General features: G+C 34.7%; 13 protein-coding genes. 1 reads left to right on the top strand and 12 read right to left on the bottom strand.

The window, feature by feature from the left end; translation table 11 throughout:
• Window positions 1–285: 285 nt before the first annotated feature.
• The 4 genes from ACW2QF_RS12735 to ACW2QF_RS12750 all read right to left on the bottom strand — a co-directional run bounded on the left by ACW2QF_RS12735 (window position 286) and on the right by ACW2QF_RS12750 (window position 3,163).
• Window positions 286–1,149 carry a pirin family protein gene (locus ACW2QF_RS12735; RefSeq protein ID WP_455716384.1) on the bottom strand — a complete coding sequence of 288 codons (864 nt, stop codon included), beginning with the start codon at window positions 1,147–1,149 and terminating at the stop codon, window positions 286–288.
• Entirely contained in the window at window positions 1,142–1,909 is a 768-nt protein-coding gene (gene ygiD / locus ACW2QF_RS12740) for a 4,5-DOPA-extradiol-dioxygenase (protein WP_455716385.1), read from the bottom strand. Before ygiD ends, ACW2QF_RS12735 begins: the two co-directional genes overlap by 8 nt.
• A 195-nt stretch (window positions 1,910–2,104) precedes the next feature.
• Window positions 2,105–2,653 (bottom strand): NADPH-dependent FMN reductase, encoded by a 549-nt coding sequence (locus ACW2QF_RS12745; protein ID WP_455716386.1) that lies wholly within the window; start codon window positions 2,651–2,653, stop codon window positions 2,105–2,107.
• 45 nt (window positions 2,654–2,698) lie between these two features.
• Complete coding sequence (locus ACW2QF_RS12750) at window positions 2,699–3,163, bottom strand: Rrf2 family transcriptional regulator (RefSeq protein ID WP_455716387.1); 465 nt, start codon at window positions 3,161–3,163, stop codon at window positions 2,699–2,701.
• Window positions 3,164–3,481: 318 nt separating this feature from the next.
• Between ACW2QF_RS12750 and ACW2QF_RS12755 the strand changes: the two genes are divergently transcribed.
• Window positions 3,482–4,288 (top strand): helix-turn-helix domain-containing protein, encoded by an 807-nt coding sequence (locus ACW2QF_RS12755; RefSeq protein WP_455716388.1) that lies wholly within the window; start codon window positions 3,482–3,484, stop codon window positions 4,286–4,288.
• Window positions 4,289–4,402: 114 nt separating this feature from the next.
• Here ACW2QF_RS12755 and ACW2QF_RS12760 read toward each other — a convergent pair whose 3' ends face one another.
• The 8 genes from ACW2QF_RS12760 to katG all read right to left on the bottom strand — a co-directional run bounded on the left by ACW2QF_RS12760 (window position 4,403) and on the right by katG (window position 12,329).
• Window positions 4,403–5,125, bottom strand: coding sequence for an alpha/beta hydrolase (locus ACW2QF_RS12760; RefSeq protein ID WP_455716389.1), 723 nt, complete (start codon window positions 5,123–5,125; stop codon window positions 4,403–4,405).
• Window positions 5,126–5,140: 15 nt separating this feature from the next.
• Entirely contained in the window at window positions 5,141–6,223 is a 1,083-nt protein-coding gene (locus ACW2QF_RS12765; RefSeq protein WP_455716390.1) for an ABC transporter substrate-binding protein, read from the bottom strand.
• Window positions 6,224–6,273: 50 nt separating this feature from the next.
• On the bottom strand, window positions 6,274–7,050 hold the full coding sequence (locus ACW2QF_RS12770; protein ID WP_455716391.1) for an ABC transporter ATP-binding protein: 777 nt from the start codon (window positions 7,048–7,050) through the stop codon (window positions 6,274–6,276).
• Between the two features lie 59 nt (window positions 7,051–7,109).
• Window positions 7,110–8,162, bottom strand: coding sequence for a FecCD family ABC transporter permease (locus ACW2QF_RS12775; protein ID WP_455716392.1), 1,053 nt, complete (start codon window positions 8,160–8,162; stop codon window positions 7,110–7,112).
• A gap of 299 nt (window positions 8,163–8,461) precedes the next feature.
• Window positions 8,462–8,665 (bottom strand): cold-shock protein, encoded by a 204-nt coding sequence (locus ACW2QF_RS12780; RefSeq protein ID WP_455716393.1) that lies wholly within the window; start codon window positions 8,663–8,665, stop codon window positions 8,462–8,464.
• Between the two features lie 298 nt (window positions 8,666–8,963).
• Window positions 8,964–9,584, bottom strand: coding sequence for a M15 family metallopeptidase (locus tag ACW2QF_RS12785; protein ID WP_455716394.1), 621 nt, complete (start codon window positions 9,582–9,584; stop codon window positions 8,964–8,966).
• Between the two features lie 164 nt (window positions 9,585–9,748).
• Entirely contained in the window at window positions 9,749–10,036 is a 288-nt protein-coding gene (locus ACW2QF_RS12790; RefSeq protein WP_455716395.1) for a DUF4491 family protein, read from the bottom strand.
• Window positions 10,037–10,136: 100 nt separating this feature from the next.
• Window positions 10,137–12,329: a catalase/peroxidase HPI gene (gene katG, locus ACW2QF_RS12795; RefSeq protein WP_455716396.1), complete on the bottom strand. Its 2,193-nt coding sequence runs from the start codon at window positions 12,327–12,329 to the stop codon at window positions 10,137–10,139.
• Window positions 12,330–12,726 lie beyond the last annotated feature (397 nt).

The following is a 12,726-nucleotide window of genomic DNA, read 5'->3' on the forward strand; positions in this document are numbered from 1 at the left end:
ATAACCAATATTCTTTTTTATTTACCTATTGACTTTTGATAGTTGGTCTTTCATATCCTAATTAGTATTCTAAAATTCATATAAACAAGGAACACCACTTGCGGCTCCTACCAATCCTACCTCTTACAAATACAAATACAAATAAAAATAAAAATAAGCTGCTACAAAACCAATTAATTACATTGGTTTTGTAGCAGCCCACTTATTATTTAATCCCATTCCAATATATATTCTCATTTACATATGAAATATCTGAAAGTATTATATCTTTTGGCGCACACTCTCTTATCTTTGCTTTATAAAAGTCCCTTGTTCTAATTCATTAAAAGTAGTCTTTAATTCCACTTCGGTATTCATAACAACAGGACCACCCCAAGCTATCGGCTCATTAAGTGGTTTACCAGAGAAAAAGATTATTCTTGAATCCGTGTCTTTCGGGGCGGTTATCATTATACTTTCCCCTCTATCAAACAAGACTGCTGTCTTATTCAATATTTGTCTTCCTTCAATGATAGCATCTCCGTCAATCAAAAAAACAAATGCAGTTTCCTCTGGATTTACTGGTATATCGATTTCCCCACCTTTAATAAGTGTTATATCATATATGGAAGGTGCAATATGTCGAGGAATTACCCCCTGTGCATCCTCAAACTTTCCTGATATTACTCGAACTTCTGCTCCTTCTAGACACTCTATTGGAATCTGTTCTTTCCCTATACTTAAATAGCTTGGTTCAACCATCTTTTCCTCACGAGGAAGATTTAGCCACAGCTGAAAACCTAGCATTCTTTCCGATTTTTGTGGCATTTCTTGATGCAATATACCACTTCCGGCCGTCATCCACTGAACTTCACCTGAACGAATACTTCCTTTGTTTCCTAAGCTATCCTCATGTACTATTTCACCTGAAATCAAATATGTAATTGTCTCAATTCCTCGATGTGGATGCATAGGAAATCCAGCAGTATAGTCCGAGGGATTCGTTGAATCAAATGAATCAAGCATAAGAAATGGATCAAAATCCTTAGTATCTCTATTCCCAAGTACTCTTACTAGAAGGACACCTGTTTCATCTATTGCCTTTTTGTCCCTTATTTCTTTAATTATTCTACATTTTTTAATATCAATCAAATCCTTTCTTTTACTCAAACAAATAACTTGTCATAGAAAGAGAACCCATTACGCATGCTTTGTTAAACACCGTGATCTCATCTTCTTCATCAGTTGCTCCTAAAACATACAACAAAGGCGCATAATGATCCATCGTTGTAAAAGCCATGTTAGCGGATTTACCTGCTTTCTCGTAATCTATAACATTTTCATAATTGCGTTTTAATATATTCTCACATATATAATTATCAAATTCTTCTGCCCAAGAGTGTCCACCATTTTCCATATTCCAGTCAATTCTCGATAAATTATGAACCACATTTCCGCTTCCTAATATTAGCACACCTTGTTCACGAAGTTTATAAAGCTTTTGTCCTATCTCATAATGTTGTTTTGCAGATGCGTTTCGATCTACACTAAGTTGAAAAACTGGAATATCCGCATCAGGATAAATCCTACTAAGAACAGACCATGTTCCATGATCATAGCCCCAAGAATTATCTTCTATTACCTCTTGGTCTATCAATGTTTTTACTTCTTTTGCATAAATTGGTGAACCTTTTGGATTAAAATCTACTCTATAAAGTTCTTCTGGGAATCCATACATATCGTATATTGTTCTTGAAGTCTCTGTTGTCATAATCCTAGTCCCTTCCGTAAACCAATGCGCAGACACTGCTAGAACTGCTTTTGGTTTAGGAATTCTATTCTTTAGTTTTTCCCATTCTTTCACGTATTGGTTATCTTCTATTGCATTCATTGGAGAACCATGTCCAACAAATAATACAGGCATTTTCATGTTATTACTTTCCTTTCTTTCTCCAATTTGATTATATACCTCATTAATTTAGTTAATGAGGTATATAATCAAATAAATAATCAAAAAGACAATCTTCAAATGGTTTGTGTGAGGCGGACGGATATCTACTTTCAGCAATATCCGTGTAAAAACCATGAAGATTGTCTTTACTATTGTATTTATGTACTATTCTTTTTAGAATTTTTCTACCCAAGCTGTAAAAGCATTTACATAAGACTTCAAGAAGTTTTTAGTATCTTCATTAACAAGATTGCCTTTTTCATCTAGCAGTCCCATAACATTTCCTATATATGCTTCTGGCTGTTGCAATGGATATACATCTAAACAAGTAAGAGTTTGTCTTAAGTGATGATTTGCTCCAAATGCTCCACTAGCTCCCATAGATACACTTACGATTCCTGCTGGCTTATGTGCCCAGACATTTTGCCCGTATGGTCTAGAAGCCACATCTAAAACATTCTTTAAAACTGCAGGTACAGATCGATTATATTCTGGTGTAAAGAAAAGATATGCATCAGATGATTTTACCTCTTCTCTTAAACGTATCCAAGATTCAGGTGGATTCTCTTCTAAATCTTGATTGAACATATCTACATTGCTAATATCAATGAATTTCACTTCATATTCTCCCGGCAACAATGAAGCTATATAATTTGCTATCGATTTGTTATAAGATGCTTTTCTTAAACTTCCTACTACTATTCCAATTGTTTTTTTACTCATAATTTTCTCCTCCTTATGATTCTATCGTGCGGTTAATCCGCTTATCTAAATTGTCAGTTTCTTATATATAATTTCCTCATTACACCCACCTATTGGTCCTAATCCATTTAAGATATCGGCTAGGTGTAAGGATTTTAGCTCATTTTGAAGTTCTGACTGAACTTTCCCGTTAATATTTTCTAATACAAATCCAATTTTAGCCCCTACAGGACAGGTAGTATTGGTATCTGAATGGATTGCAAATAAATCCTGTCTGCTCTCAACAGCTTTGAAAATCTCTAAAAGAGTGATCTCTTCTGGTTTTTTCAAAAGTCCAGTTACACCTACTTTAGTTTGTGTTTGAATTATTCCAGCCTTCTTTAAACCACTCATTAACCGTCTAACCAGTGCTGGATTTGTATTTACACTTCCTGCAATATAGTCGGATGTAATACTTTCTTCTTTTTTTGAAGCTATAAGACTTAAAATATGAATGCTTACAGCAAACTTTGTTGAGTATATAATGCTCACCTCCTATATTTGTTACCATTATAGTTACAAATACGATATTTGTCAATAGTCAAATTAAATTTAATTCAATCAAATTTGATTTGACCAGTTTGTTTTTCAGCACACAAATGCAAATATATTTTGTATTTGATGTTTCAAACTCTTTATGATATTATATATAGTTAGTACAGACTAACTATATGCAATATCTATGATTTGGATACCAAAATGTTTTAGAAAAATTTAACAATATATGCACAAGAATATTTATTCATCTGAACAAGAAAATGACCTTTGACATTCGAATCTATCAATATAAAAGATTTAGGAGGAGTACTTGTGGAAAATTCATTCAACATACAAAAGGATCTAGCCATAGAATATGCGTGTAACTCCATAAACATAACAAATGTAAGCAAATTTTGTAAATTAACTAATGAAAACAATATGCACTATTTAACTACAAAAGGAGCATTCATCTTCCCTCTCAGTGGGGAAGGACTTATCCACTTTGGCGATCATACCTTTGTTGCTAATCGCGGAAAGATGATTCATGGCTGTCCTGGAGAACAGTTACAATTTGAAGTTTTAGGAGATAAACCATTTCACCATATAAACTTATATTATGATACGAATAGTAAAATCCTATTTGATATTGAATTAGATGATGCAGAGAAGATAATCGACATCTTAGAAACTGTATTTAAACTAAGTCATAAGAAAACACTCAAGTCGACTTATCAAGCCGAACAGTTGTTAGATCAAGCATTTGAAACTATCTTTGCAGAGTATTTAGACAGTAGTGTGAAAACCAACCAACAATTAATAAAAGAGGTCGTTGCTTATATACACAGCACTTATCAAAAGAATATTACGCTAAAAACTCTAGCAGAATATTCTGGTAAAAAGCCAGAACAACTTAGCTATTTATTCAATCTATATATGGGAATTAGACCAATCAATTACCTTATAAAATACCGATTAGAGCAAGCGATTAGTCTCTTGAAGGAAGGGGATTATACCGTTCAAGAAGTTGCAGCATTAGTTGGTTATTCAGACCCCTTATATTTTAGTCGAATTTTCAAAAAGCACGTTGGTTATTCTCCAAGTCAAGTGAAAAACAACGTAACTAATAAAACTGAATAAACAATTTACTATAGAAAAACCTTTGAAAACGACTTACACAGCCACTTTCAAAGGCTTTTGCTATTCTAGTAATTTAGCTATAATATAATTTAGCTATAATTAAATCAGTATAACTTAGTTGCTTTTAAGATTGTTATTTAACCAAAGCATTGCATTCTGATATCGTTGGTACGCATTATCATGATGTCCACCTTTATCCCATGAGATCGTAACCCTCTGAGTGCTAACCTTAGAAACTAAGATATCGTAGATTTTCGATGTACACGCAACGGCATCCTTTTTGATATCCTTATGACCTACACCCTCACTATCGCCACTTGACATATAGAATCTAGCTTCTTTATTAAGGATAGGCTCCTTTACAGCATACGGAACGAATTCTGGATACCAGAAAGAACCCGACATACTAGCAAAACAACCAAAACAATCGGTTTGAAAAGCAGCATAAATAGAGTTTAGACCACCTAGAGAATAGCCAATAACTCCTGTGGATTCTGGCGAAGATAAGGTCCTGTACTTTTGATCCACTTCCTCTTTTATCTTGGTTTCAATCAATTGTATATATTCCCGACCATTTCCACCAAATCCAGGGAGCCTTTTATGAAGAGGCTCACTTGGCCAAGGTGTTAATTCATCTAGACGCTTTTCTGAGATAACCCCAATGATAATAAAAGATATATCAGAAAGGAAATCAGCCTCTTTTAATAATGAGTATGTGGGATCATCACCATGTAAATATACTACAGGATAGGATTTTTCTTCATTTTCATAGTTGTTTGGCAAAAAGACAAAGCATTCTCTTCCTGCAATTGTAGTATCTTCAAAATTATAATTCAAAACAGTCTCCTTATATTAGTAAATAAAATCATATAATGTTTCTAAAGTAACAAAAATTCTCACACCATAATCCATAACCTCGTCATAGCCAAGTTTAATTATTTTTTCATTTTCAATGGCAGGTACAGACTTGATTGTTTCATCATTTAAAAGACTTTCAACAGCTGTTTTGTCAGTTTCAGCATTACGATCAGATTTAATATAAACAATTACGTCGGGATTTAGTGACACTAGGTTCTCACTAGTTAAAGAACTTGTACCTGTTTCTAATACGTTTTCTGCATTTATAGTTTTTAACATTTCTCTTTGAAGAGTTGAATTGGCACCAAAGGTATTAAATGTACCATCTACATATGTTACCATGAATAATACTTTAACAGGTTCTGTTTCAGATATGCCAGAAACTTTTTCTCTTATTGCATCTAAACGTGTTTGTAGAGAATCAGCATATGTATTTGCCTTTTCATTTAGGTTAAATATTTTACCTATATTGCGAACGTCTAAAATAACATTATCAAGAGATTGTTCAATAACAAAGTTACTAGCAAGTTGAGTGTATACATTGACATTCATATCATTTAAGTCATCTATTTTTCCCATAGACTCATCATTAAATGGCATTGTACGTCCAAATATAAAGTCTGGTTCTGCACCAATAATAACTTCTTTAGACATAGTCATTTTATCACCTAATACGGTAAGTTTTTCATAAGCTGATGCCCATTTTTCATCAGGTGCATTATCAGGCTTCATAATACCAATGATTTTATCTTCAAGACCAAGTTCTAATAGCAAGTCAGTAGAAGAAGGATTATTTGTTATTACTTTAGAAGGAGCTTCTGTAAATGTCTGAGTATACTTCTCTCCATCTGGTCCATAAGCATCTATCGTCAATGGGTATACTGTTTCACTAGATTCTGTAGTTTCTTCAGTTTCGCTAGTATCCCCTGTGTTTGCAGCTTCATCTGTGTTTTGTTCTGTAACTGTATTGCTAGATGTATTTTTTGATGAATCAGTATTTGATGTTTTGGCACATCCTGTTGCTAATATTGCAACTAGCAAAGCTGAAGCAGTAATTTTGTAAATATTTTTTTTCATAATAATCTCCTTTTGTCTATAAATAGACGTCACATATTGTTTTTATTTGATTACGACGAAATCTTAGGTGGATAATAACTAATTAATACTCCGTCGGTATTTGGTGATTTGATAATTTCACAGTCAATTTCGTAAACCCTTTTGATTGTTTCTTTCGTCAGTACATCATCTGGTTTGCCTTGTGAATCTATCTCACCATCTTTTAATAAATATAAGTAATCACAGAATTGAGAAGCTAAAGTTAGATCATGCAATGCCGCTAGTACATTAATCCCCAATTTCTTTACTATAGATAGAATCTGCAATTGGTATCTTACATCAAGATGATTGGTGGGTTCATCTAAAATTAACAACTTAGGTTCTTGTGCAATGGCTCTCGCTAACATGATACGCTGCTTTTCACCACCAGAAAGAGAGGCATAACTTCGGTCCCCATACTGCTTCATACCTACTTGTTCAAGTGCTGACTCTACAATTTCATAATCCTTAGAACTTTCTGACTGTAACATATTTAGATGAGGGGTTCGCCCCATAATTACAATCTCTCTTACGGTAAAGTCAAAATTCAAATTATTAAATTGCGCAACTACTGCCATTTCCTTTGCTAATTTCTTGTTCGATAACTGCGTGGAATCTTTTCCATCAATTAAAATAATTCCTCCACTTGGTTTTAAAACTCTATATATAGAACGCAATAGTGTGGATTTCCCACTTCCATTTGGACCAAGTAGAGCAACAAAAGAATTGTTACTTGTCATTAAAGAAACCTTTTTTACTATTTCTTTTTCCCCAAGGTTTACACTTAGATCGTTTACTGTTAAGTCCATAATAGCCTCCATTCTGCTAAAACAGTGTGAAAAATCTTATTTTTTCACACTAGCCTCTTCTAATTGCTTGACCCAAAGCCATAACCTCTCCTTACGAGGATGTATACAAAGAATGGCGCTCCCACCAAAGCAGTTATAATTCCTATAGGCATCTCTGCATTCGGTATAAGAATTCTAGCAATGGCATCCGCCCACATTAAGAATATGGAACCTGCCATTAAGGAAATTGGTATTAATCTTCTATGATCTGCACCAACAAGTGAACGAACGATATGAGGAATAATTAATCCAACAAACCCAATAATTCCACATGTTGCAACCAGTATCCCAGTAAGTAATGAGACAACAACCATATATACTCTTCTGTATAGACTTAAATTAATCCCTAATGTTATAGCTGCTTCATCTCCAGCTAACATGGTATTAAGGATACGATACTGTGTAATGAAAAAGATACTACATAAAACAACAGCAATGATTGGGAGCCAGATATTATCCCATTTTGCACGTGTTAATGAACCCATTGTCCAGAACTTAATGGACATTGTACCTTCTGAATCCCCAGCCAAAGAAATGATGAAATTGGAAATCGCACTAAATAATGCATTTACAACCATTCCTGATAATACTAGCTTCACAGACGTCATACGATTTCCGTAAGAAGCAAGTGATAATACCGCTATCGTTGCTGCAATTGAACCCACAAATGCTCCAAAAGCAGTACCTACTCCCCATCCAATAAATATGGAAAATGTAGCTCCAATAGATGCACCCGAGGAAATACCTAATATATAAGGCTCCGCCATAGGATTTTGTACCGTAGCTTGCATGACTCCGCCACAAAGTGCGAGACCAGCACCAACGAATAAAGAGAGCACTACTCTCGGAAAACGAATTTTCCATATGATGTTCATTTCTGCATCTGTTGGGAGAACCCCTGCACTTGATGAAATTCCGAATAATTTATCTAAGATTATATGATATGTACTACTTGGTGATATCTTCATCGCGCCTAAACACAAAGTAAACAAAAACGATACAACTAAGATAATAAGTAAACTTATAATAACCACTCGAAAACGTCTTGCAGAAACTTTTGATTTATCTGCCATATTAACACTATGCTCCTTTCAAAGTTGAAAATTTACTTTTCACCCTCTTCTCCTAAGGTAAGTTTCTTGGTTAGACAAAACTAACTAGAATAGATAATACATACATTTTAACCATAATGGAATGGACAAATCTTAAAAATATGGACAATTATTAAAAACAGATTAAACAAAAATGCCTACCATTCTTTCTATTGATTGGCAGACATTCTTTCTTAACCCTTGATTTATCTAACAAAAAAGGAGCCTTTGCTCCAAGATTATTCATCTATGGATCAAAGACTCCTCATTAGTTTTGAGAATTATTCTCTTACTACGTTAGTAGCTTGCATACCACGATCGCCACGTGTTAAGTCAAAGCTAACTTTTTGTCCTTCAGATAATGATTTGAAACCATCTGAAGCAATTCCTGAGAAATGTACGAATACATCTTCTCCGTTGCTTTCGTTAGTGATAAATCCAAATCCTTTTTGTTCGTTAAACCATTTTACTGTACCTTTATTCATGAAAGATACCTCCTAAATTATATTATTTTACTTTAAATGTTGAGGATACTTACATGATTACTCAGTAAAGGATACTAATAAAAAAATCACATACTTTTGTAAACCATTAAGTGAAATAATGACCTACAAAAATATGTGAAATCAATAAAACATTTAAAATACTATATCCTACTTTAACATACAAAAAACAGAATGTCAAGTATCTTTTCAAATTAATTTTTAAATCAATCTTTTCATTAATTGTTTGTCTTTCTCTTTTGTTCTTATAAATAAATCCTTTGTACCTCTTATGCCCTATTTATGCAATTAACTTCTTAAGTATCTCCACACTAACCTTTCCTGCATCTTCTAAATCTAACTTTCTAAGAAACTTATTCACAGCATTCGTCGTGTTATCTCCCCACTGCCCATCTACCATAAGCCCCGCATTGTTTTTCTCATTTAGTTCTTTCTGAATTACTTTAGTAATATACACATTCGTATTGGCTGAACTGTATGTTTTTGAAAAAGCACTAACTCTTTTAATCTGGAAATGTGGGCTATCAGGGCTAGTTGTCCAGTTTGCCCCTGCTTCAAATCCATATTTTGTCATGATTTGAATAATCTTTTTTGTTTCGCTATCCTTTGCATTCCATATTGCAGTCATCCTACCATTGATATTTCGCTGTGGAACTAGATCCACTGCGTTACGTTTTGTATGAATACTGATTTGTGTCCATGTTACCTTATTACCAGGGAGAGTTCTTCCCTGACTATATAGATGATTCTGTCTCTCTTGGCTACGATACGTCTCTACTACTAAGGGATTGATACCTACCGCTTTAATTTCTTCAAGTGCCTTGTTTAAAAGTATCTGGCACAAAGGATTCAGTTCTTTAATATCTCTGCATACATCTGTATTACTCATTCTATTTTTCACACTTTCTTCTGTTTTTGTAGTATATTTATAGCATATGTAATTGCTTTAAATCTGTGCTTTAAGCTCAAGTTTAATATGGAAAGTGTGATATTGATGTTGTAATTTCATAAATCGCTACCATAAAAATTAAGGGGTACTCGGTGCTAGAGTCCCCCTTAATTCTATCAGCTTTTTTTATTAGGATTATGTGGAAACCAACCTTTTTTAACTCGTTCTTCCTGCTCAAAAAGTTCAAGTATACTCCATAATGAAGAAAAGCCAGTAATACTAATAATAGCAGAAATTGTTGTATTGTTAATGTATATAGATAATGCTATCAGCAATAATCCAATAACCAAAAAGATCGGCCAAACCTTTTTCCCTATATAATATTCAGTTTTAATTACAATTGGATGAAATACTCCTATTATTATAAAAGCAATTACTCCTATTATCAAACCCTGAAAATTCATATCGATTTCCTCCGTAAGAAAATATATTTCAGATAGATGTAAAGCATAGAGGGCAGATTGACTACCCTCTATGCTTTGTTAACATTATATATAATTTTAATTATGTAAGGTCAAAACGATCTGCATTCATCACCTTATTCCATGCAGATACAAAATCTTGTATAAATTTTTCTTGTGCATCATCGCTTGCATAAACTTCTGCGATGGCACGTAGCTCGGAATTAGATCCAAAGATTAGGTCAACTCGTGTTCCAGTCCATTTCAATTCACCTGTTGCACGGTCACGACCTTCGAATACATTTTCATCTTCAGAGGTTTTTTTCCAAACTGTTCCCATGTCTAGCAGATTTACAAAAAAGTCATTTGTAAGTGCTTCCGGTCTTTGAGTGAATACACCATGCTTAGCTTGACCATAATTCGTATTTAAGACACGCATACCACCAGCCAAAACAGTCATAACTGGAGCAGTCGACGTTAGAAAATGTGCACGATCAACCAAAAGTTCTTCTGCTGATACGGCGACTTTTTCTTTAAGGTAATTACGGAATCCATCTGCTTTTGGCTCCAGTAATGAGAATGACTTCTCATCAGTCTGTTCCTTAGTCGCATCGGTACGGCCTGGGTTAAATGGTACAGACACATCATAACCAGCATTCTTTGCCGCCTGTTCTACACCTACACATCCGCCCAAAACAATCAAATCGGCAAGAGAAACTTTCTTATTCCCTGATTGTTCATTATTAAACTCAGCTTGGATTTTTTCAAAGACTTGAAGTACGGTATTCAACTGCTCTGGTTGATTAACTTCCCAATCTTTTTGAGGCGCTAGACGAATACGTGCACCGTTTGCTCCACCGCGTTTATCAGAACCACGGAAAGTAGATGCAGATGCCCAAGCTGTTGATACAAGCTGAGAAACAGTTAAACCTGATGCTAATATTTTGCTCTTAAGATCAGCAATATCCTTCTCATCTATTAATTCATAATCAACTGCTGGTATTGGATCCTGCCAAATCAATTCCTCTGCTGGAACCTCTGGTCCAAGATATCGTGAACGTGGACCCAAATCACGGTGTGTCAGTTTGAACCATGCGCGTGCGAAAGCATCTCTAAATTCTTCAGGATTTTGTTGATAACGTCGTGCTATTGGTTCAAAGATTGGATCATAACGTAAGGAAAGATCTGCAGTAGTCATCATAGGTCTAACCTTCTTAGTTGGATCGTGTGCATCAACAACCATATCTTCAGGTTCTACGTCTTTGGCTAACCACTGATAAGCACCAGCAGGACTCTTAACTAACTCCCATTCATATTTAAACAGCGTGTTCAAATAGCCCATATCCCATGTTGTTGGGTTTGCCTTCCAAGCACCTTCAATACCGCCTCCTATGGTATCTCCACCTTTACCACTTCTAAAACTGCTCTTCCAACCAAGTCCTTGCTCCTCAATAGGTGCAGCTTCTGGTTCAGGACCCACATGTGTAGCTGGACCAGCACCATGGCATTTTCCAAAGGTGTGACCTCCTGCAATAAGCGCAACAGTTTCTTCATCATTCATAGCCATACGTGCAAATGTTTCACGTACATCAATTCCAGATCCTACTGGATCAGGCTTACCATTCGGACCTTCTGGATTTACGTAAATCAAGCCCATTTGTACAGCGGCGAGTGGATTTTCTAAATCCCTCTCACCTGAGTAACGCTTGTCACCAAGCCACTCTTTTTCAGATCCCCAGTATACGTCCTCTTGTGGCTCCCAAACGTCTTCACGACCACCTGCAAAGCCAAACGTTTTTACTCCCATTGATTCCAACGCACAGTTACCTGTCAAAATCATAAGATCTGCCCAAGAGATTTTATTACCGTATTTCTTCTTAATTGGCCAAATCAAGCGGCGCGCTTTGTCAAGATTAACATTATCTGGCCAACTGTTAAGTGGCGCAAAACGTTGTGTTCCATCAGAGGCACCTCCACGTCCATCACTTACTCTATAAGTTCCAGCGCTATGCCATGCCATTCTGATAAAAAGAGGTCCATAATGTCCATAATCTGCTGGCCACCAATCTTGAGAGTCCGTCATCAACGCATATAAGTCTTTCTTAACTTCTTCAAGATCGAGCTTCTTAAATTCTTCAGCATAATTAAAATCTTCACCCATCGGATTGCTCAAGTTTGAATTCTGACGAAGTATTTTCAGATTCAGTTGGTTAGGCCACCAATCTTTGTTTGTGGTACCTTTACTAGGTATTGATTTTCTTGTTTTACCTGTTACAGGGCATGTCATTTCTTCCATAATTTTTCTCTCCTTCAATTATTTATTTATATTGAAAAAGTATCTTAGATAGATACCTTTCAAATATACATTTATGAAGTTTAATCTGATATTATAAATCTGCTTCTTATAATATTTTCGGTGTGCTATAAATCTTTGTTTTCAAAAGTGGCGAAATTTGTTAAAACTTTAACTATAGTATAAAAGATGAATTTTTAGTTTATATATGCTCATTTTATTCAAGTCGAAAAGATATAGCTAATATAAGTATATGATATACAAAAATTCAATTTTTTTCAACATTTTTCGATAAATAATTATAAACTTATGTTTAAATTACTTGCTACTAGTCCCTAATTTATCTTCATCCTTATTTTCTTTACCTATACAGAGACACATCTAATGTTTTGCGAATTTA

Source organism: Anaerosporobacter sp. (assembly GCF_965301125.1).

Coding starts and splice junctions, on each gene's coding strand:
- ygiD (WP_455716385.1), bottom strand. CDS start 1,909: ATGAAAATGCCTGTATTATTTGTTGGACATGGTTCTCCAATGAATGCA.
- ACW2QF_RS12770 (WP_455716391.1), bottom strand. CDS start 7,050: ATGGACTTAACAGTAAACGATCTAAGTGTAAACCTTGGGGAAAAAGAA.
- ACW2QF_RS12780 (WP_455716393.1), bottom strand. CDS start 8,665: ATGAATAAAGGTACAGTAAAATGGTTTAACGAACAAAAAGGATTTGGA.
- ACW2QF_RS12790 (WP_455716395.1), bottom strand. CDS start 10,036: ATGAATTTTCAGGGTTTGATAATAGGAGTAATTGCTTTTATAATAATA.
- katG (WP_455716396.1), bottom strand. CDS start 12,329: ATGGAAGAAATGACATGCCCTGTAACAGGTAAAACAAGAAAATCAATA.
- ACW2QF_RS12765 (WP_455716390.1), bottom strand. CDS start 6,223: ATGAAAAAAAATATTTACAAAATTACTGCTTCAGCTTTGCTAGTTGCA.
- ACW2QF_RS12775 (WP_455716392.1), bottom strand. CDS start 8,162: ATGGCAGATAAATCAAAAGTTTCTGCAAGACGTTTTCGAGTGGTTATT.
- ACW2QF_RS12745 (WP_455716386.1), bottom strand. CDS start 2,653: ATGAGTAAAAAAACAATTGGAATAGTAGTAGGAAGTTTAAGAAAAGCA.